17 protein-coding genes are annotated in these 21,012 nt (G+C 45.7%); 8 read left to right on the forward strand and 9 right to left on the reverse strand.

The window, feature by feature from the left end:
• Window positions 1-95 precede the first annotated feature (95 nt).
• Both LNL84_RS08995 and LNL84_RS09000 read left to right on the forward strand, forming a co-directional pair.
• Window positions 96-764: a DUF2057 family protein gene (locus tag LNL84_RS08995; protein WP_244356889.1), complete on the forward strand. Its 669-nt coding sequence runs from the start codon at window positions 96-98 to the stop codon at window positions 762-764.
• A gap of 80 nt (window positions 765-844) precedes the next feature.
• Window positions 845-1,453 carry a GDSL-type esterase/lipase family protein gene (locus LNL84_RS09000; RefSeq protein ID WP_244356890.1) on the forward strand — a complete coding sequence of 203 codons (609 nt, stop codon included), beginning with the start codon at window positions 845-847 and terminating at the stop codon, window positions 1,451-1,453.
• A gap of 49 nt (window positions 1,454-1,502) precedes the next feature.
• On the opposite strand, the gene LNL84_RS09005 is transcribed toward LNL84_RS09000, so the two are convergent.
• Both LNL84_RS09005 and LNL84_RS09010 read right to left on the reverse strand, forming a co-directional pair.
• The gene (locus LNL84_RS09005) at window positions 1,503-2,891 is read right to left on the reverse strand and encodes an SLC13 family permease (protein WP_244356891.1); all 1,389 of its coding nucleotides are present in this window, start codon (window positions 2,889-2,891) and stop codon (window positions 1,503-1,505) included.
• 282 nt (window positions 2,892-3,173) lie between these two features.
• A complete protein-coding gene (locus LNL84_RS09010; RefSeq protein ID WP_244356892.1) occupies window positions 3,174-3,857 on the reverse strand; it encodes a type 1 glutamine amidotransferase domain-containing protein in 684 nt (227 codons plus the stop codon).
• Between the two features lie 100 nt (window positions 3,858-3,957).
• Here LNL84_RS09010 and LNL84_RS09015 point away from each other — a divergent pair, with 100 nt between their 5' ends.
• Window positions 3,958-4,887 (forward strand): LysR family transcriptional regulator, encoded by a 930-nt coding sequence (locus LNL84_RS09015; protein ID WP_244356893.1) that lies wholly within the window; start codon window positions 3,958-3,960, stop codon window positions 4,885-4,887.
• A gap of 112 nt (window positions 4,888-4,999) precedes the next feature.
• Window positions 5,000-6,760 carry a gamma-glutamyltransferase gene (ggt, locus tag LNL84_RS09020; protein WP_244356894.1) on the forward strand — a complete coding sequence of 587 codons (1,761 nt, stop codon included), beginning with the start codon at window positions 5,000-5,002 and terminating at the stop codon, window positions 6,758-6,760.
• A 67-nt stretch (window positions 6,761-6,827) separates the two neighbouring features.
• On the opposite strand, the gene LNL84_RS09025 is transcribed toward ggt, so the two are convergent.
• On the reverse strand, window positions 6,828-7,694 hold the full coding sequence (locus tag LNL84_RS09025) for an alpha/beta fold hydrolase (RefSeq protein ID WP_244356895.1): 867 nt from the start codon (window positions 7,692-7,694) through the stop codon (window positions 6,828-6,830).
• A gap of 87 nt (window positions 7,695-7,781) precedes the next feature.
• Window positions 7,782-8,375: a TetR/AcrR family transcriptional regulator gene (locus tag LNL84_RS09030; RefSeq protein WP_244356942.1), complete on the reverse strand. Its 594-nt coding sequence runs from the start codon at window positions 8,373-8,375 to the stop codon at window positions 7,782-7,784.
• A gap of 141 nt (window positions 8,376-8,516) precedes the next feature.
• Between LNL84_RS09030 and LNL84_RS09035 the strand changes: the two genes are divergently transcribed.
• The 4 genes from LNL84_RS09035 to LNL84_RS09050 all read left to right on the forward strand — a co-directional run bounded on the left by LNL84_RS09035 (window position 8,517) and on the right by LNL84_RS09050 (window position 12,065).
• A complete protein-coding gene (locus tag LNL84_RS09035) occupies window positions 8,517-9,473 on the forward strand; it encodes an AEC family transporter (RefSeq protein ID WP_244356896.1) in 957 nt (318 codons plus the stop codon).
• A gap of 169 nt (window positions 9,474-9,642) precedes the next feature.
• Window positions 9,643-10,671, forward strand: a complete 1,029-nt coding sequence (locus LNL84_RS09040; protein ID WP_244356897.1) for an acyltransferase — start codon at window positions 9,643-9,645, stop codon at window positions 10,669-10,671.
• A 47-nt stretch (window positions 10,672-10,718) separates the two neighbouring features.
• Window positions 10,719-11,099, forward strand: a complete 381-nt coding sequence (locus LNL84_RS09045; RefSeq protein ID WP_279610982.1) for a thiol-disulfide oxidoreductase DCC family protein — start codon at window positions 10,719-10,721, stop codon at window positions 11,097-11,099.
• Between the two features lie 240 nt (window positions 11,100-11,339).
• Window positions 11,340-12,065, forward strand: coding sequence for a nitroreductase family protein (locus tag LNL84_RS09050; RefSeq protein ID WP_244356899.1), 726 nt, complete (start codon window positions 11,340-11,342; stop codon window positions 12,063-12,065).
• A 67-nt stretch (window positions 12,066-12,132) separates the two neighbouring features.
• Here the strand turns inward: LNL84_RS09050 and LNL84_RS09055 are convergent, their stop codons facing one another.
• From LNL84_RS09055 to LNL84_RS09075, 5 genes are all read right to left on the reverse strand, one after another.
• Window positions 12,133-12,651, reverse strand: a complete 519-nt coding sequence (locus tag LNL84_RS09055; RefSeq protein ID WP_244356900.1) for a DNA mismatch repair protein — start codon at window positions 12,649-12,651, stop codon at window positions 12,133-12,135.
• Window positions 12,652-12,662: 11 nt separating this feature from the next.
• Entirely contained in the window at window positions 12,663-13,049 is a 387-nt protein-coding gene (locus tag LNL84_RS09060) for an MAPEG family protein (protein WP_244356901.1), read from the reverse strand.
• 142 nt (window positions 13,050-13,191) lie between these two features.
• Window positions 13,192-15,375: a 1,4-alpha-glucan branching protein GlgB gene (gene glgB, locus LNL84_RS09065; protein ID WP_244356902.1), complete on the reverse strand. Its 2,184-nt coding sequence runs from the start codon at window positions 15,373-15,375 to the stop codon at window positions 13,192-13,194.
• 259 nt (window positions 15,376-15,634) lie between these two features.
• Window positions 15,635-17,815: a 4-alpha-glucanotransferase gene (gene malQ / locus LNL84_RS09070; protein WP_244356903.1), complete on the reverse strand. Its 2,181-nt coding sequence runs from the start codon at window positions 17,813-17,815 to the stop codon at window positions 15,635-15,637.
• Between the two features lie 216 nt (window positions 17,816-18,031).
• Complete coding sequence (locus tag LNL84_RS09075; protein WP_244356904.1) at window positions 18,032-20,485, reverse strand: glycogen/starch/alpha-glucan phosphorylase; 2,454 nt, start codon at window positions 20,483-20,485, stop codon at window positions 18,032-18,034.
• Window positions 20,486-21,012 lie beyond the last annotated feature (527 nt).

The raw sequence follows: 21,012 nt of genomic DNA on the forward strand, positions 1-21,012 counted from the left end.
ACGCAAAGTCTGTATTGTCAGTTGCAATTGGCCAATAAAATAGGCAGGCTAAGGTGCATAAAGTTTTGAGGTTGATTCCATAAGGGAAACAAATTATGAAAGCTCTAAAGATAATTTCACTCGCGATATTAGCCAGTACGAGTAGCATCTCGATGGCACAAGTCACGATTAAGACTCCTGATACCGTCGATATTTTGTCCGTCAACGCTCAAGAACCTGAGTTTGAATCAGGCGGTTTTTTTTCATCTGGAAAAACAACAATTTTGCCTGACGGGACAAACCAAATAGTCTTTCGTTTTGAACCTTATTTCGATGTTAGCCGAGATGAACGCGTTAGTGTGCCAAGCAAAACTATCATCGCTAGGTTTGATGCTAAAGACGTCAATCTCACATTAGAAGTCCCTAAATACCTGAACGAGCGCCAGGCTAAGAAAAACATCGACAGCTTTACCTGGACATTGAAAGATGAAAATGGACAAGAAATTGCCACACAGCAAGACAAACTTATAAAAGAAGGTATGCAGATTGGTCGCGACTACAGCCGAGAAGCAGAAGACTACAACCGCAAAGGCGGTGTCGCTGCAATTGCTGCCGCTGGCGTGGTTGCAGCAACACCCGTGACCCTTCCAGCTAGCACCAATGATTTTAGTGGCGCAGCAAACGCATCCACCGACAGCACCGCAGAAGAGATGCTGATGTTTTGGTATAATAAGGCCGATGCTGACACCAAAGCTCGCTTTAAAGAGTATGTAAACAAACAATAATTTTCGCACTTGCTCGCCAGAGCAGTTTTGTCTTGAGAAGCCGCTGTTGATGCGGCTTTTTTAATTACAAGGAACAACTAATGAAAAAAGTCGTCTTGCTTGGTGATAGCCTAACCTACGGTTATGGGTTAGAAAGTGGGGTAAACTGGAGCGATACTCTCACCCACTCATTGGCAGACACATCAGTAGTTAACTGCGGTATACCTGGTGACACCACCTCTGGTATGTTATCCCGTTTTCAACAACAGGTACTCGTTGTAAAACCTGACGCCGTCGTGATCTTCGGTGGTCTCAATGATCTCCATTGGAATACTGATATCAGTGTTGTTGCTTCAAACCTTAACGCCATGATCGCTCAGGCTCAATTTGCAGGAATCAAACCCGTTTTGGTCATTACTAGCGCCATTGACCCGGTGGGCTCATTAGCGATGTTTGGTCACAACCAACAAGCAGTAGAAACGCTTCGCAACTCGGTAAAAAAACTCAGTGAGCAGCACGCACCAAAGATCAAGCTGATGTACGGACACGGGCCAACCGCTCTAAAAATCATTGATGCCTATGCCTTATTTGAGCAATATGCTGCGCAAAATGGCTATTCACCCCTTTACCAACCTGATGGCATCCATCTTTCTCAGCTTGGTGCGAGCTTAATCGCAGATAAAGTCATTAGTGAATTCCCAATCATCTAAATTAAAAACAGCCAGCATAAGCTGGCTGTCTTTATCATGTCAAAATGTACTAAGCCCAGAATGTAAAGGCTATCAGTGTTAAGGCTCCAATACAGGCCATATTCACCAAAATACCAATCTTCATCATTTCTTTCTGTTCTATATGTCCTGAAGCAAACACAATCGCATTGGGTGGTGTCGCAACTGGTAACATAAACGCGCACGACGCAGCCACTGCAATGAGCACAGATAAGATCACTGGTGACATACCCAAAGCCTCGGCAACACTCGCAAATACAGGAATAAGCAAAGCCGCACTGGCAGTATTACTGGCAAACTCAGTTAAAAAGACCACAAAGGCTGCGATGACCAACACGGTGATAAACAATCCTAGATGCGAAATCAGCGCACTCAATTCGTTCGCCAAAAACACGCTGGTTCCCGTTGCTTTGAGAATATTACTCAAACAAATACCACCTCCGAACAGTAGCAATACCCCCCAATCGGCTGTCTTCTCAATGTCTTTCCAATGCACAACTCGAGCAAAGTTTACGGCAACTATCGCGCACAAAGCGACAATCGTGTCGAACTTGGCGTAGCCACCTAACATAGCATTGATAGGTTTACTGAAGACCCAAAACAAAACCGTCAATGCAAAGATCAGCAATGTCACCACTTTCCCTTTATCCCAATTTACAGGTTCGTGGCTTATCTCAAATTCACCATCCAATTTTGGCTTTAAGACGAAATACAGTAACGACAACGCAATCGGCATTAAAAGGATAGCGGCAGGCACCCCAAACGCCATCCAATCTGTGAATGTTAAGCCAACTTCAGCGGCAGCAATGGCATTCGGTGGGCTACCCACCATAGTGGCGATACCGCCGATACTAGCCGAATAAGCAATGCCCAATAACACAAACACATAAGTATTATGCCCGCTCTCTTCATTGACCTTGCTCAGCACGCCAAGCACTAGAGGCAACATCATTGCAGTTGTGGCGGTGTTGCTGATCCACATGGATAGTCCTGCCGTCACACCAAAAAGCATAAACACAGCGACACTCATTTTGCCTTTAGCCAAAACCAATACTTTATCGGCAATCACCTTATCGAGTCCCTGACGGTGCATCGCTGCTGCAAGAGCAAAACCGCCAAGAAACAAGAAAATGATTGAATTTGCGAAGTTGTTGAGGGCGGTTTGGGTACTAAAAACCCCCGTCAACACAGCGACGATGGGCACCAATACGGCTGTTACGGTAACGTGTAATGCTTCGGTTAACCATAGTACGGCAATAAAAGCGAGAATGCTGATCCCTAACACCACATTCGGTTCAAACGGTAATGTATAGTAAAGGACACAAAACAGGGCTAAGTCGGCGAGAATAATGATGCTATTACGGTTAAAGAACCATTCTCGCGTATTGGATGGAAGTGGGACACTATCGTTTCGATTCATTGTAATGGCTTCCTTTTGCAAAGGGGAAGTTTTCCCGTTACCACAAGTGGAACCAATTCACGAAAGCGGCTTACGAAAGAAAGCAAACCAAAGTGTTGTCAGGCTGAGGGCTAGATATTCGCAATTGAACCTTGTGGGATCACCGTCATGATCCCACATAATCAACTAACCCCATAACAAGGCATTACCATTTTGTTAACCACATCAAAATTATGGGTATATCGTAGCCATCACTTTTATAATGAGCCATGGCACAGTGGTAATGATGCCCTGTATACGGTGTTACAAGTTTGCCATAATCTTTTCCGCAACGGATTCAGAACTGGCAGGGTTTTGCCCAGTAATCAATAGGCCATCTTGGATTGCGAGGACATTCCAGTCATCCACTTTTTGGTATTCACCACCAAGTTTTTTAAGCTCGTCTTCAAGTAAGAACGGAACCACCTCGGTCAACGCTACAGCTTCCTCTTCCGAATTACTAAACCCCGTCACCGCGCGACCTTTCACAATTGGCTCTCCCTGTAAATCTTTTGCATTTAGTAACGCTGCGCTCGCATGACATACTGCGCCAACAGGTTTTTCTTGCTGTAACGCGGTTTCGATAAGTTGTATCGAATCTTTGTCATCAACCAAATCCCAAAGCGGTCCGTGCCCACCCGGATAGAACACAGCATCATAGTCTTTTACTGACACATCACTTAGTTTTAGCGTTGTGGCCAACTGCTTTTGACCAGCCTCATCAGCATCAAAACGTCGAGTTGCGTCGGTTTGAAAATCCGGTAATTCACTGTTGGGATCAATTGGAGGCTGTCCGCCTGCTGGAGAGGCCAACGTGACTTCAGCTCCTGCATCCAAAAATACGTAGTAGGGAGCGGCAAACTCTTCTACCCAAAAACCTGTCTTATGCCCTGTATTGCCAAGCTCAGAATGTGACGTTAAAACCACGAGTATTTTCTTTTTAGTCATCTGCTGTTCCTTTATCTAATCTCCGATCGATTGACTACCAGCTTAGTTAGGAAAATCAAAATGAACAATGCAGTATATTTTTGCTATTATGTATCAATTATTGAAACAATTGATACGGGATTCGATAGCAGAGATGGATGTTTCGTTCGAACAGCTTAAGAGCATGGTGGTGTTTGCTGAAGTGGCCAATCAAGGCAGCTTTACGGCCGCTGCCAAAAAACTGAATTTGACTCGCGCAGTTGTCAGCTATCATGTAAAAAAACTCGAAAGTCAACTAGGGATGAAGCTACTCAATCGAACGACGCGCTCGATTTCGTTAACTGAGGCCGGTAAGGTATATTTTGATAACTGTCAGGTCATTTCTCAACAAGCAATAGCGGCTCAACATACCATCGAAAACTTCAAAAATGAGCCTCAAGGCTTACTAAAAATCACTTGCCCTGTGAATGTTGGTCTGCAACTGATTGTTCCAGCATTAAATCAATTTAGGCGACTCTACCCTAATATTGAACTCGACGTAAAACTCACCGACGAGGTCGTCAATATTATTCAAGATGGAATTGATCTCGCCATCCGTGGAGCGCCTTTGAAAGACTCGGGTATGCAAGCTACCCATCTTGCAACGATGGCAACCTGTTTGTGCGCATCACCGGAGTACTTGAGAAAGCATGGACGACCACAACACCCTACTGACCTCTCATCTCATCATTGGGTGCTCTATCAGCTGAGTAGCAGTACCATCGAGCTTAAGCAAGGCAACCGTTCGTTCAGTATCCAAGCAAAAGGGGCGGTTTCCACCAATAATGCCGCCGCAAGAACAGCTTTTGTTGAAGGTGGACAAGGATTAGGACGTATTCCAGAATACGACGCAATGCCCAAAATTTCCCAAGGTAAGTTAGAACAAGTACTCACTGACTACACCGCTCCCAATATCAATGTTTATGGTGTATTTCCGCCGGGTACTTCTTCAGCAAAAAAACTGCGTTTGTTACTCGACTACCTGAAAGAAGCTCTGCGTTCGCCACTATAATGACTCTGTTTGCAATCCACTCCTTTTGCACTTCATTACGTGGTGATTCTTGCGATATACCCAGACGTTGACGACACTGTGAGAATACTCACCCACTCTTGCTAGGTATTCCATGTTTGGCAAAATACCCTCGATATTAACGATGCTGATGACAACGTGGTTGTTCAGCACCTTAACGTACGCCGCTGAACAGGCTGCAGACGCATTCGCACCCGAGTCATCAACGGGTATCACGGATCAGAAATTGGTCATTGCGAAACATTGGATGGTAACTGCGGCCAACCCAATTGCAGCCAAGACGGGGGCCGACGTTTTAGCGCGTGGTGGTAATGCCATTGATGCAATGGTGGCTGTACAGCTCATGCTTGGATTGGTCGAACCCCAATCGAGCGGTATTGGTGGTGGCTCTTTTCTGGTCTATTGGGATGAGAAAAGTCAGCGACTTACTACATTTGATGGTCGTGAAACTGCGCCTTTGCAAGCTCACGGAAACCTGTTTCTGAATGAGCAAGGCAAACCAATGGAATTCTATGACGCGGTGGTCGGAGGCCGCTCAGTCGCCACGCCGGGTACTGTAGCTCTGCTTTGGCATACCCATCAAAAATATGGCAAGTTAGACTGGTCATCGCTGATCGAACCCGTGATCACTACAGCCCAAAATGGTTTTCCTATTAGCGCGCGATTGGCCACTCTAATTGAAAAAGACAAAGCATTTCTATCTCGCTACCCCGATACCAGACAATACTTCTTTCACTCGGATGGGCAGCCCAAATCACAGGGGATCGTGTTAAAAAATTCGGCCTATGCCAATACCCTGGCCTTACTTTCAAAAAACGGCATCTCAGGCTTTTATCGCGGTGAAGTGGCTCAGTCTATTGTCAACGCGGTCACTCATGCACAAGACAATCCTGGCCTACTAAACAAGCAAGATCTTATGCAATATCAGGTCATTGAAAGAGAGCCTGTTTGTGCACCCTATAAGCAATATCAGGTCTGTGGCATGGGGCCACCGAGCAGTGGCGCTATTGCCATCGGGCAAATCATGATGACCATTGCCCCATTTGAACTGGATAAATCCAATGCGGACAACCTAACCAGCTGGCAAATTCTCGCAGAAGCATCTCGTTTGGCATTCGCTGATCGTGGATTGCATGCTGCTGATAGTGACTTCTACCCAGTCCCCGTCACCGGGCTACTTGACCAAAACTACGTGCGATCACGCAGCGAACTCATCAAGCCTAATAAAGCCCTGAAAAAGGTATCTCCTGGCACCCCTCCCGACACCTTAGTTAATCAGGCGAGTGTAGGGAGCACTCTAGAATTGCCATCCACGTCGCATTTCAATATTGTGGATGCTAATGGCAACGTAGTTTCTATGACCTCTTCAATCGAGAATGTCTTTGGTTCTCGCCTAATGGCGAGTGGATTTTTACTCAATAATGAGCTCACCGACTTTTCATTTGTGGCGACGAAAAATGGCCTGCCTGTCGCAAACCGTATCGAAGCAGGTAAACGACCACGCTCATCCATGTCACCCACTATTGTCATGAAAAACGATAACCCCTACCTCGCCATTGGTTCACCCGGCGGCAGTCGCATCATTGGCTACGTTGCGCAAAGTCTTGTCGCCCACCTTGATTGGAATTTGGATATTCAGAAGGCGATAAACCAACCGAAAATGATCAATCGATTCGGTGAAATGGATATTGAGATCAACACCCCACTTGCGAACTACGCCACACAATTTGAAAGCATGGGCTATCGGGTCAAGATCCGCGACCTTAACTCAGGGTTACATGCGATTCGAATTACAGACGAGGGATTGGAAGGCGCTGCGGATCCACGCCGAGAGGGTGTTGCCATTGGGCGTTAAGGCGTGCATTATTTGCGCAGAAATCAGTCTGTAGCATGACTTATCTGCGCAATTGCCTTTTCTGGTGTTATTTTTGATTTTGATGGGTCGATATTAAGCGATCAAAACTCTGTTTGGCCTGTTCACAATGCATAACCCTACCATGCCCTTGACCTTGAGTTGTCACAAGCTCAACCCTTGGCATTTCATCTGACGCTTTAAGCGAAACACTGTGCTTGGTGAAACGGTCTTTCTCATCATGAACAATAATTGTCGAAGCTGCGCGCTGTTTCAGTTTGCCATACGGGTCAATCGACTGGATTGGGTACTTGTAGGTGTCTTCTATTTCACCAACCACCGCTTCGAATAAGCGCATTGAGTAGCCCGACTTAGCCACGCTGCCAAATAGGTTATCAACATAATCTAATACCGGGGCAATCAATAGCATAGGTACTGATTCTAATTTCGCATGACGACACTCAAGCGCAGCGGCTGTCCCCATACTGTGTCCGATCAATCCTGCGACATTATCTTCATTGTCTAATATTCCCTCCAGCCCAGCCACAAATGCCGGAACATGGCCATGATTGCCCTCACTGGCACCGTGTGCCGGGTGATCATAAGCCAATGCGGTATAACCCATACTGGCGATATGCTCCATCAAAGGAAAGAACTGACTCGATGTACCGGACCAGCCATGCGTCAAGATCCACACCGGTCCGGTGCCCAGGCGATAGGTTTTTAACTCACCTTCTGCCGTCGCAATGCTGCCGATAGTTAGTCCGTCTGGCTGAGTATTCTTCGGTTTAGAGCGCACAGGCGTCAGCAGTAAATTTCGAGCGGTTCGCTTAGCGTGATTTGGGGCTATGCGATGGTGTAAGCGGGTCGTTACGTTAATCATGCTTCGTTTAAAATTAAACTTCTTCGATGTATTGAAGTAAATCTTGTCACTCATTCTGTTATCCTCACTTTCTCTTTTTCACGCTTTTAGAACGAGCGTGCTTTTTTATAATAAATCGAACCCAACCATAAGGTCGCGTTGCTATTTGTTACTGACGTGCCAACCAGACAATAAGGTCTCGACGCTTTTCCAAAATCTTGCACTGCTTTCTTCTTTACCAACCAAAGAGTAAAACAGATGCGCACTCAAATAGTGACCGTACAGCTCAAAGGCCGCCTGCTTAGCGTCTAGGTCACAGTGAAACTCCCCTATTTCTATTCCTTTTTGTATTTGAATAGTAAGGTAAGTAATCCACTGTTTCACCGCTTGCTTTAGCGCAATCTGCAGTTCATCGTCCTGGCTATCTTTCCAGGCATCAAGAAACATACAGCTCCCTTGAAATGAGTGATTCCAGGTCATCCAGTTATCCAGAAGGTGGTGGATTTTTTCCTGATAACTTAGAGAGTTCTCGACGCGTACAGGGGCAATGACGCGTTGTAAAAACACGCGGTTAGCTTGCTCTACAACGGCAATTTGTAAGTTGATTTTAGAGTTGAAGTGAGCAAAAAGCCCACTTTTTGACATACCACAGAGCTTGGCCAGCTCTCCTACCGTCAGACTTTCCAAACCAAACTGGCTGGCAAACTCAAATGCCTGATCCAAGATGTGTTCTTTCGTAATTCGTCCCTTACCCACAAACAGCCTATTCATTGCGCAACTAAGAGTTAACAATAGCACGATCGTTCTATTATTCAATTGTCATTTATTGAATAGTCAAACTGTGAAAGAATCTCCCTTTATTCGTCAGACACTTAATCAGTCGCTTGAGAGCCCTATATGATTTCTATGATGGACCAATTATTGTTTTCAGCATCCATTACAGGACCTATTTTCCTGATGTTGGCTCTTGGCGTAATTTTGAAAAGAGTGGGTCTTATCAACGAGAATTTCATTGAGGTTGCATCCAAGCTTGTATTTCAGGTGACTTTGCCCGCTATGTTGTTTCTTAGCATCGTAGGATCTGAACATAACTTTGCCGCAGGAAGCGCTTTTGTTGGCTACGGGCTGATTGCCAATATCCTCTTTTTCTTCTTTACCACCCTGAGTGCCCGCTTATTCTTTAAACACTCCAATGATAAAGGCGTCATCATTCAAGGCGGCTTTCGAGCCAATACCGCCATTATCGCACTGGCCTATGTGGCCAACGCTTACGGGGATGAAGGCGTTGCATTAGCGGCAGTATACGTGGCTGCAACAACTGTTCTGTATAATATTCAGGCTGTGATTGCCTTATCTCCCAAAGGTCAGGACTCCAAAAGCCAGGCGACGAAAGTAATTGTAAAAACCCTGACGAAAAATCCACTGATCATTGCGATCTTACTTGGAGTCGCCGTCTATTGGCTGTCACTTCCTATCCCCGATATGGTCGTCGATGCCGGACAATACTTTGCAAACATGACGCTGCCACTCGCCCTTTTGTGCACAGGAGGATCGCTCGACGTGAGAGCATTGCGCCATGAACAAGGCCCTTCATGGTTTGCCACCAGTTATAAGTTAATGATTGGCCCCATATTGATTACACTTGGAGCCTACCTATTCGGCTTTAGAGGCATCGAACTTGGCATTCTTTTTTTTATGAACGCTGCACCTACCGCAGCTGCGAGCTACGTAATGGCGCGTTCAATGGGAGGCAACGCACGTCTCGCTGCCAATATTATCGCCCTCACGACGGTTTTGTCCGTCTTTAGCTGCACCTTGGGCATATTTGTATTGACTAACTTAAGTTTGATGTAGGTCTCTAATGTCGATTTTGCACAATGTTTCATCGAACCATTTTGGGAGCAGGTTCAAATAGACATGACTCTGTAATTAGTAACCTTCTTAGCATTGATTTAAAGCATTTACTCAAGTGTTTGATGTGATAACGTAACGTACAACTTTATCTTATTCTTTTTTTTGTTTTATGAACCTACCCCGTAAGATTGCCAGTTTAGAACTGGCCCGCGTTATTGCACTTTTGGCGATCGTTTTCATCCACGTTAAACCCTTCATGGATTATGCGCTAATTAGCGATGAACCTTGGTTGAACTTTATTTCTAATCAATTAGCTCGCTTTGCTGTTCCGATATTTTTTATAATTTCTGGGTACTTAATCCAACCCAAACTAATAAAATCCCCTTGGGAAACAGCCAAGTCCTATTCTGTACCACTGATTAAAATATGGGTTGTGTGGAGCATAGTTTCACTCGCGATGCCATTTAACCTTGGCGTTGTTATCGAGCATGGCTACCTTGCTGAACGCCAAGGCTACTGGGATTTTCTATTGTCGACGCCGCTTAATAGCTTTTTGGAAGGCGGCTTAGTGCATTTATGGTTTATTCCCTCTCTGGTGATTGCTGTTTACCTGATAGCGGCACTGATTGCGACTCGAGCGATGACAATGTTGGTCCCTGTTGCTATCGTACTTTATCTTTACGGCGTGCTGGCTGGTAGCTATCAGGTCGTGACCGAACTTAATCCTCCATTTTTCACTCGAAACGGGCCGTTTTTTAGCCTGTTAATGGTGGTGATAGGTTTTGAGATCAAACGTCACTCTTACCAAGTGAGCAGTAAACATGCCATCTTATTGGCTCTCGGCGGGATGGTACTGCATTTTGTTGAAGCAGCAGTGCTGCATGAGTATGGGCAAACCTTCCATAATAACGATTTCCTGATTGGCACCGCTCTTTGGGGGACCGGGATCTTTTTCTGGCTACTCAATAACCCAACGATGGGTGACAAGCCATGGGTACATCACTTGGCTCAGTGGGTGCTTCCTATTTATGCCATTCACCTTATTTTGATGATAGTCATGTTTAATGTTGCTGGTATTCTTGAATGGCAAGGCCTTGCCAAAGACTGCCTGGCATTCTTTGGCTCCCTGACACTTTCGTACTTGTTTGCAAGAGCGCTAGCAAAAACGCCACTGTCTTTTAGCGTACAGCGCAGTTAACCGCCTTCCTCGCACATCGTCATTCAAGGACGGGTTGAACATCCTCCTTGAATGCTGCTTCAACTGTAACGTATTTGTATTGTGAACAAGAAATGGCAGCGTTGAAAAGACATGATCACCGAAACGTTATTCAGATTATCGACATTTACAGTAATGACTTTGTGGATTATCCGGACATCGACAAGAGCGCAGCTAACAATGTTTTACATGCATTGGATGAAAACAAACAATTACTACTTGGCTTAGATGTGACTTATCGAGCCTGGCAGCTCGTTGGAAAAGGTTGGATGTATGCCCCACTTCGCTGGCCACTTGTCAAACCGTTCGCCGATTGGTTCTACCTGTTATTTGCACGAAACCGCTATCGGATTTCATTTTGGCTGACTGGGACATCACGCTGCATGAATAGAGATTGCCACCGAAAATGACACGCCTTTTCTAAGCGACGTTCGAAACCGATTGCTTTGCTCTCGAGACAGAACTGAGCCGTTTTTTGATAGATAATTTGACGCTTTTTCAAAGACAATATTTGCAATAGGCAATTTGGACACCGATAAGAGCTTACATACATATTCAAGCCTTCCAAAGGTTCCTATTTGGATTTGTGACTTGCCGACAAGCACAAATGCTGATAAAACGAGCGTCAAAATTCGCTAACAGATGACCTTATGAATTCTCCATCTTCTTTAGAGCAACTATTACACACTCGCCGTTCGGTTCGTAAATACGATGCCGAGGCTCATTTCGACCACGATGCTGTTGCTCACGCGTTGCAACTAGCAACTCTTAGCCCAAATAGCAGCAATATGCAGATGTGGCAATTCCACCGCGTGATTGACGCCAACAAAAAAGCCCAACTTGCCGACATCTGTATGGGACAAAATGCCGCGAAGACAGCGAATGAGTTACTGGTGGTCGTTGTCACTCCAGATAACTGGAAACAGAGAGCCGAAATGAACGCACAGAAAGTAAGAGATGCCTTTCAAGGAAGAGAAGACGCCACTTCTAAGCGTGCACTAAAATACTATGAAAAGCTGATCCCTATGGTCTACAACAACGACAAGCTGGGTCTGTTTGGCTTGGGTAGAAAGCTGCTTAGTGCGTGGATTGGCCGTAAAAAGCCGATGGTGCGTGAAGTGGCTAAAGAAGATGTACGCGTGTGCTTGCACAAGAGTGCTGCGCTAGCTTCGATGACCTTTATGCTCGCGATGCGCGACAAAGGCTATGATACTTGCCCAATGGAAGGCTTTGACTCTAAGCGTGCAAAAAAACTGCTGGGCTTGACTGGCTCAGAGCAAATTACCATGATCATTAGCTGTGGCGTACGTACTGAAGAAGGCGTATACGGCGATAGGCACCGCGTCCCTATGGACGATGTCGTATTCACACATTAAGAAAGTAAGTATATTCTTTGGCCTGACTTGCCAACCTTCACCCGGGAAGTCAAAAAAAAAACATCGCCTAGCGCCGTGACAAATCTCTTGCCAGAATGAGGGCAAGCCCAAAGATTTGCAAGAACAAGGCGATGTTTTTGTATAAAGCCATCTGTTCATCGATCTGAGTGATTGACTCTGTAATAGTCAGGTTTTTCAAGTACAAATCATCGATGACGTTTCGCTGGCCTTGCTGCGCTTTATCCATCGCTACCATAAGCGTGTCGACATTCATTACATCAACGTGACTGATCCCATCTACCCCCCATGTTTTGAGCTGTGCTACCCACACCTGGTCAATATCTGAAGATGAATTAGAAGTTAATGCCTTCAATTGAAGGTGAGTCAGTATCGCCTCTCGTTTTCGCTCTATGGTTTCCACCTGGTTCCAGGCCAACTGAATAGAGTACAAGTTGCCGCCTTTTTCATCATGCAGCGCACTGGTTTCTTGCATCATTTTGTCTAACACTTGGCCCGATATCACGATCGCCATGATATTAAGCAGTAGCCCGATACTCACCATGACCCAAGCGGGAGGCACTTTCATCGTGAAGCACTTCAAAAAAAATTCTCGTAAGGCAGATAGAGTAAGTTAGAAGCCACCAACCCCAACATGGTAAACAAGGTAAACTGCATACCAATCACGCGGCCTTTCATGGTTCTATTAAGAATCGCTTTTGCGTGAAATATCCGACCAAGTACAAAGAGAATTCCCATAATGTGGACCCAGAACAAGGGAGTGCCGTTGAGTTCCGTCAGTGCCATTAAAATCAGAGTGATAGGAATATAATCCACTGCATTTCCTTGGGCGCTGCGAGCAATTTGCAATGCTTCTACGCCCCCATCCGAATAAGAGATTTGAGCCGCTCTGCGCTGTTTAATCACATTGTAAGACAGCCAAATCAAAATGAGCGTTAGTAAAGACGCGTAGAGTGCAGTAACCATTTATTTTCCTTAACTATTTACTTTCATTAATGATCGGGATGTTAGTCAGTGTAGTTCACGCTCTTGGCTACCGCATAAAGAAAGCCCAGCGTTGCTGGGCTTATGTCTCACTAATGAATTCATTTAGCTATTTGCTAAGACGCTATCCTTTGTATTTATAGAACACCGTTGACAATGGTGGTAACCGTAGCTCCAGTGATTGAGGTTGAGATTCGCTTTCCACTGACTGCGTAGAAACCCATTGATGAACCTCGAAACCACTACCGTCATATTGGCTATCATCGGTGTTCAACAATAACTCGTATTGCCCTGCAAGCGGCATTCCTAAACGGAAAAACTCATGAGGGACCGGTGTAAAGTTTGAAATCACCAGTATGCGTTCACCATTTTCACTAATACGTTCATGTGCCAATACACTTGGTTCTGCAGCATCTTGTAAACGCCATTCAAAACCACGCGGCTCATAATCCCATTCATGAAGCGCCTTCTCATCTCTATAAAGTTTATTGAGATCGCGTGTCAATGCAAATGCACCACTATGGCGGGAATACTCAAGCAAGAACCATTGCAATTGGTCATCGTGATTCCACTCTCCAGTTTGACCAAATTCAGCCCCCATAAAGTTGAGCTTCTTACCCGGCTGGCCGTACATGTATCCCATGTAGGCGCGCAAGTTTGCTGTTTGTTGCCACTCATCACCGGGCATTTTGTTGTGAATTGATCGTTTGCCATACACCACCTCATCATGAGACAGAGACAATACGTAGTTTTCGCTGTGGGCATAGACCAATGGGAAGGTGAGCGTATCGTGGTGATATTTACGATTGACCGGATCTTCTTGGATGTATGACAAGCTGTCATGCATCCAACCCATATTCCATTTGAAGCCAAAACCTAGACCACCAGCAAACGTTGGTGCTGACACCCCAGGAAACGCGGTAGATTCTTCTGCAATCGTCATTGCATTCGGGAAGTACTTGTAGACTTCTTCATTCATCCACTTAAGTGTCGCTATCGCGTCGTAGTTCTCGCGACCACCATCCACATTTGGGATCCACTGATCATGGCTACGGGAATAATCGAGATACAGCATAGAAGCAACCGCATCGACACGAATACCATCTATGTGGAATTGTTCAAACCAATACAAAGCGTTCGATACCAAGAAGCGACGAACATGTTCACGCCCCATATCGTAAATGTACGAGTTCCAGTCTTGGTGCCAACCTCGACGAGGATCGGGATCGTGAAACAACGGTGTACCATCAAAGTTCGCTAAGCCGTGATCATCAGATGGGAAGTGCGCTGGCACCCAGTCAAGGACAACGCCAAGACCTGCTTTGTGGCATTCATCGACAAAATACTTAAAGTCATCAGGTGTACCAAAGCGACTGGTAGGTGCAAATAATCCCACAGGTTGATAACCCCATGAGCCATAGAATGGATGCTCAGACACCGGCATCAGCTCAACGTGGCTATAACCTAGGTCCACAAGATACGGAATAAGCTGTTCGGCCAACTGGCGATAATTTAAGAAGTTGCCATCCGCATCACGACGCCATGAACCGGCGTGTAATTCATAGAAAGAAAGCGCCTCTTTACGCTTTTCTGTAACCGGGCGGTTTTGCCACTCACTGTCCTGCCACTGATAGCGATCGTGGTTATAAGTGACCGAAGAAAACGACGGGTATTGCTCTGCGTATGCTCCCCAAGGGTCCGCTTTGTGTGGTAAACCTTCACCGTTGGGCCCTTTGAGCTCAAATTTGTATTGGCTACCTTCTGGAAGTTCGGGAATGAAAATCCCCCAAATACCGTAATCAAGGCGCTGCATCGGGTTGCGACGTCCATCCCACGTATTAAAACTACCAATCAAACTCACTGCGGTTGCATGTGGGGCGTAGACAAGAAAGCGAGTCCCTTTCACTTGTCGCCCATCACGTTCTAATTCAATGAACTGTGCGCCCATATGGTGATACATTTCTTTGGGTGAATGCAGATCATCATATTCCGCGTAAAGTGCATGGTATTGATAAGGGTCATCTATAATTTGTTCAGAACCCGACCAGTTGACCGCCAATTTATAGTGGGTAAATCTCAAATCACTCTCAGAAATCAATACGAACCCTGAGTCACCTTCACGTGTTAGCGCTTGTCGTTCTCCATTATCAAAAACAACCTCAACGCTGTCGGCTCCCGGCATCCAAATTCTTAGTGCTTTGTTCTCTTCCGTCACATAAGGTCCAAGAAACGAAAACGGATCCGGAAATGACGCACTAGAGAGTTGTTCGTAAGTGTATTGTTGTTTTTTAAGCCCTTTCTTATTCAACGTCCATCTCCCTTAACCAAACGAGTCGTCCCCAAAATATCTTCACGGGGACATTTATAAAAAAACCCGCGATGAAAGCGGGTTTGCTAGCGACAATTCATTGTACTCAAAAGAATCGCATCAATGAGTGACCAAACCGAAATTTTCTTATGCAATCCAATGGAAATATAGCGTTTATGCACATCAAGTTATTACCTTTAGCAAAAAAATATGACAGCCAAGTGGCTGCCATAGTCTTTACAGTGTAAAAAGCGTTTTGTTAGCTGTCACTTGCCTTAGCACGAACCTCTGTCAATCGAGTTGCGATCCGGTTTACGCTCTCTTGTGCAAATAATTCATCAAGGTTCATCGACAGTTTACGACGCCAGTTCGGATACTCATCAACCGTACCCGGAATATTGACGGGCTTATCCATTTCGAGCCAATCTTCAAGTTGAACACTCAATAACGTCGAAGCACCAGCACCTACGTGTAATTGCAGCGCTTCACTCAAGAAAGAGTCCATTGGAACCTGACTTGCGTCTCGCCCAACACCTTCAGGCAAGTAACCATGCCAGGCTACGCTATCTAAGATACCTTGCTTACATTCAAGTCGATCGTTAAACAACTGCTCTAACTGGGCAGCATCTGGATAAAGACCGATGTCTTGACCCATTTTTAAGTCGTCACAGTGCCAGAAGCCACGTAGCGTTGGCATATCATGCGTACACAATGCCGACATCGACTGCTCAGCATAGTGTTTTGGCGAAATAAATCCGCCGTCTTCAGCCGTTTCAAAGAAGAACACTTTGTATGAATGCACGCCAGCGTCGCGTAAAATAGCGACGATTTCATCAGGTACGGTACCCAAGTCTTCACCAATGACAGAACATTGATGACGATGAGATTCTAGTGCCAAGATCGCAAGCATGTCTTCTACTGGGTAGTAGATGTACGCCCCTTTTGTGGCGTCTTCACCTTTCGGGATCCACCACAAACGTAATAGACCCAGTACGTGGTCAATACGGAGCGAACCACAATGCTTCATGTTCGCTCTTAACAGCTTAATATAGGCATCATAAGAATTGGCTCTTAAGGTTTGCGGGTTAAGTGGTGGCAACCCCCAGTTCTGACCTAAGGGCCCTAAAATATCAGGTGGAGCACCAATACTCGCATCCAGAACCAAGCTACCATCATCAGCCCAGGTTTCTGAGCCTGAATCGGCTACGCCTACCGCTAAATCGCGATAAAGCCCAACGGACATACCTTTTTCTTCAGCCAATGCCTGCGCTTCATTGATTTGCGTATCCGCGAGCCACTGTAAGTACATATACAGTTGAACTTGCTCGTTTTTCTCTACAATGAACTTTTGAACAGCCGCGTTTTCGAAACAACGATACTCGTCAGGGAATACTGGCCATCCCCAAACGTTTGAATCTTGCTGGTGCAGCTCGGCATGAATCGCATCAAACGCCGCTTGATGCAATAGACTTTCACCGCCTTGCTCAACAAAGTCTAAGAATAAACGAGCTCGCTCACTTTCACTATCAAGGTGGCGCTTTTTAAACTCGTTAAACAACAGTGGCAAAACCCTCATTTTAAGATCAGCAACTTCAGTGTAATTCACCCAATGGGCATCACGTGCTTTTTGTAGGCGTAGCTGAAACTCCGAACTACCCACTTTCTGCTGAGCATCAGCGCTTAAGGCAAATTCTGGAACTGAGCTGACGTCAATATAAAGAACGTTTAACCAACGACGAGAAGACGGGCTGTAAGGGCTAGCCCCTTCGGGGTTCGCCGGGAACAAAGAGTGGATCGGGTTTAGGCCAACAAAGTCACCACCACGCGCCGCGATATCACTCACTAACTGCTTGAGATCACCAAAATCACCGATACCCCAGTTGTGCTGAGTGCGCAGTGTATAAAGCTGAACACTCGGCCCCCACATTTTCTTACCGTTCTCAATTTGACGCTGTTTGTAGCATGCTTTTGGCGTGCGGATCAGCGTCATTTCATACGGCGCTTTGCGACGTTTTCTCTGAAGAATGAGTTTGTGATAACCCCATGGCAAATCATTGGGTAATGCAAACACTAAAGGGCCACCCTCGGAGCGTTCATCACGAATGACCTGTGATTGAAGATAGCCTTCGAGTGTTTCTCCTTGTTCTGTTTCTAGTCGCCAGCTGAAATCGCTTTCACGCGCACTTGCGCCCAAATTCAAAGCAACTTCGACTGTTTCACCGTCTCGCACAACAAGAACTGGATCTAGCACGTCTAATTTATGTTTCTTTTCTGCTGACTTTAGCAGAGCAGTATCGTTGGATGTATCGTAGCCCAAAGACGCAAGCAGACGAATAATCGTTTCGTCTTCAACTTTCGCTTCGCTACCCCACGCACTTACGTAGCTGTCGGCTATTCTTGCCATTTCAGCAACTTGCTTTAATGCTGTTTGTTCTGTCATCGCTCTCTCCGAAGGACTTTTTCCTTCAAAACGTGTAGGGTTATTGTTCATTTTTGTGATCGAGTTTCATGCAATCACTCGATGATCTATTCACGCCATTCCTGTGAAGACAGGAATCTGATTAACCTATTGCCTTCGCTGCAATAAGATCCCTGCTTGCGCAGGGATGACGCAATAATTGACCAAGGTAATTAGCAAGTACCTTGGTCATTGTGATTAACGCGAAACTGCTTCGAGTTTCCAAATGTTGTTCACGTAGTCGCGAATAGAGCGGTCTGATGTGAACTTACCAACCAATGCTGTGTTAAGAATCGCTTTCTTCGCCCAACCTGTTTGGTCTTGGTATTGTTTGCCCATGTCTTCATGCGCTTTCACATACGATGCGAAGTCTGCTAGACATAGATATGGGTCGCCACCGTCAAGCAGGCTGTCGTACGTTGCACGAAGAAGGCCTGGTTGACCTGGTGTGAACTCATCACTTAGAAGTAGATCTAGAGATGCCTTCAATAGTGGATCTGCGTTGTAGTAATCGTATGGGTTGTAGCCTGCAGCTTTAACACGCTTAACGCCTTCAACGTCTAGACCGAAGATATAGATATTCTCATCACCCACTTCTTCACGGATTTCAACGTTCGCACCATCCATGGTACCAATAGTTAACGCACCGTTTAGAGCCATCTTCATGTTGCCAGTACCAGATGCTTCTTTACCCGCTAGCGAGATTTGTTGAGAAACGTCTGCTGCTGGGATGATGATCTCAGCCATGCTGACACGGTAGTCAGGGATGAAGACCACTTTAAGCTTGTTGCCTACGCGTGGGTCATTGTTGATCTTGTCAGCAATCTTGTTCACCGCGAAGATGATCTCTTTCGCTAGGTGGTAACCCGGTGCTGCTTTCGCTGCGAAGAAACAAACACGTGGAACACAGTCGAAACCAGGTTCGTTGATGATGCGGTGGTACATTGACAAGATGTGTAGCAGATCTAAGTGCTGACGCTTGTACTCGTGCAGACGCTTGATTTGGACGTCGAAGATAGCGTTAGTATCTAGTTCGATGCCCATGTTTGCAGAAACCCAATCGGCCAGACGCTGTTTGTTTTCTTTCTTCACAGCCATAAACGCTTCTTGGAACTTAGCATCTGTTGCGTACTTCGCGATGCCTTCTAGCTGCTCAAGTTTCGCTGGCCACTCGGCACCAATCTTCTCTGTGATCAGTGAAGATAGACCTGGGTTACAGAACTTCAACCAACGACGTGGCGTAATGCCGTTTGTCACGTTATGTAGACGCGTTGGGTACATAGCGTGGAACTCTGGGAACAAGTCTTTCTTAACTAGCTCAGAGTGAAGCGCTGCTACACCGTTCACCGCGTAAGAGCCGATCACAGACAGGTTGGCCATGCGAACCATGCGGTGGAAACCTTCTTGGATGATAGAAAGCTTCGCTTGCTTCTCACCATCACCAGGCCACATTGCACGAACTTCTTGTAGGAAGCGGTGGTTGATTTCAAAAATGATTTCCATGTGACGTGGAAGTAGACGCTGAATCAGCGACTCAGACCAAGTCTCTAATGCTTCTGGAAGTAGCGTGTGGTTTGTGTATGCGAAAGTCTTAGAAGAAATCGCCCACGCGTCATCCCAGCTCAAACCTTTCTCATCAAGAAGGATGCGCATAAGTTCTGGAATAGCAATTGTTGGGTGCGTATCGTTAAGCTGAATCGTTTCTTGTTTAGGAAGATCCGCTAGCGAGTAACCTGCTGCTTCGTGACGACGTAGAATATCGCGTACAGAAGCTGCTGAGTGGAAGTACTGCTGCATTAGACGCAGTGTCTTGCCTTTCTCGTGGTTGTCGTTCGGGTAAAGAACTTTAGTGATGTTGCCCGCGTCAATTAGCGCGTGCTGTGCTTCGAAGTAGTCACCATTGTTAAAGCTTTCTAGAGAGAATGGTGCAATTGCTTGGCATTCCCAAAGACGCAGTGGGTAAACCGTGTCTGATTCATAACCAACGATCGGTAAATCCCAAGGCATTGCTTTAACCGTCATGCCAGGAACCCATTTACGAACTTCTTTGCCGTTGTCGTTCACAGCTTCAACGTGACCGAAGAAACCGATCTCTTGTGCTAGCTCTGGACGAGCCACTTCCCACGGATAGCCTTCAACACCGCGCCATGCATCTGGAGCTTCTTGTTGACGACCATCTTTAAATGATTGCTTAAATAGGCCGTACTCGTAATGCAGGCCGTAACCCACGGTTGGGTACTCTTGAGCGGCACATGAATCCATGAAACATGCTGCTAGACGACCTAGACCACCATTACCTAGTGATGGATCGCGCTCTTCTTCAAGAAGATCGGTTAGGTTGTGGCCAAGTTCTGCCATTGCCTCAGTAATTTGCTCGTACAGGCCCATGCTAATCAGGTTGTTACCTGTTAAGCGGCCAATCAAGAATTCTAGAGATAAGTAGTTAACGCTTTTCGCTTTTTTGATGCGCTCGTCCGCTTCTGTTGCAAGAAGATCGAACGTAGTAAGCTCTGCTAACGCTCGGCCCATAGCCAAATACCACTGACGTTCAGAAGCCGTCTCGACAGTCGTTGCGTATGTCGCAGAAAGGTGCTTTTTGACACTTTCTTGGAAAGAAGCTTTATCAAATGCTTTTTGTTTTGTAGGTTTCATTGCAGAAATCTCACTATAAGTTTTATCCATCTGTCACATATCGTGCATGGTGACGCGCTGATAAACATCCTCCTAATCCCAACTGCTGTGAGGATGAGTTACTAGGGCGTAGGGGGCGTACTTCCCCCTCAGTTAGTGATCACAATCTCACTAAGTAGAAGCCACCAAGAAAAACAGGTGACAACGATCACGGCCCAGTCATCTCCACTCTACTTCGTCAATAATAACTTTGGGTGACAAAACTCATCATCAAAGCAAAAGTTTGCAACTTAGATCACAATCGCTTTGCAAAAAAAATGTAAACACACGACTTTTTCGTACAAATCAAAAGAAAAAGGCAGCAAAAAGCACCATTGGGCGTGATGCTGCTCACACTTTCGAGGCGTAGATTGTTACATCAGGGCTAAAAATTTGAATATTGGCGATAGATCAATAAATGTAGTGGCAAATATCTTTTACCATCGCACATTCTGCGATGATTGTTCTTACAACTTTTTAAGAACACTCAATAATGACTACACACTGAT

This window comes from Vibrio gelatinilyticus, from assembly GCF_022836845.1.
GTDB lineage: Bacteria > Pseudomonadota > Gammaproteobacteria > Enterobacterales > Vibrionaceae > Vibrio > Vibrio gelatinilyticus.

Bases quoted from the DNA above. Each gene is read 5' to 3' on its own strand.
- ggt (WP_244356894.1), top strand. From the start codon at position 5,000: ATGTTTGGCAAAATACCCTCGATATTAACGATGCTGATGACAACGTGG.
- LNL84_RS09010 (WP_244356892.1), bottom strand. From the start codon at position 3,857: ATGACTAAAAAGAAAATACTCGTGGTTTTAACGTCACATTCTGAGCTT.
- malQ (WP_244356903.1), bottom strand. From the start codon at position 17,815: ATGACAGAACAAACAGCATTAAAGCAAGTTGCTGAAATGGCAAGAATA.
- LNL84_RS09060 (WP_244356901.1), bottom strand. From the start codon at position 13,049: ATGGTTACTGCACTCTACGCGTCTTTACTAACGCTCATTTTGATTTGG.
- LNL84_RS09035 (WP_244356896.1), top strand. From the start codon at position 8,517: ATGATTTCTATGATGGACCAATTATTGTTTTCAGCATCCATTACAGGA.
- LNL84_RS09040 (WP_244356897.1), top strand. From the start codon at position 9,643: ATGAACCTACCCCGTAAGATTGCCAGTTTAGAACTGGCCCGCGTTATT.
- LNL84_RS08995 (WP_244356889.1), top strand. From the start codon at position 96: ATGAAAGCTCTAAAGATAATTTCACTCGCGATATTAGCCAGTACGAGT.
- LNL84_RS09055 (WP_244356900.1), bottom strand. From the start codon at position 12,651: ATGAAAGTGCCTCCCGCTTGGGTCATGGTGAGTATCGGGCTACTGCTT.
- LNL84_RS09025 (WP_244356895.1), bottom strand. From the start codon at position 7,694: ATGAGTGACAAGATTTACTTCAATACATCGAAGAAGTTTAATTTTAAA.
- LNL84_RS09050 (WP_244356899.1), top strand. From the start codon at position 11,340: ATGAATTCTCCATCTTCTTTAGAGCAACTATTACACACTCGCCGTTCG.
- LNL84_RS09075 (WP_244356904.1), bottom strand. From the start codon at position 20,485: ATGAAACCTACAAAACAAAAAGCATTTGATAAAGCTTCTTTCCAAGAA.
- LNL84_RS09005 (WP_244356891.1), bottom strand. From the start codon at position 2,891: ATGAATCGAAACGATAGTGTCCCACTTCCATCCAATACGCGAGAATGG.
- LNL84_RS09000 (WP_244356890.1), top strand. From the start codon at position 845: ATGAAAAAAGTCGTCTTGCTTGGTGATAGCCTAACCTACGGTTATGGG.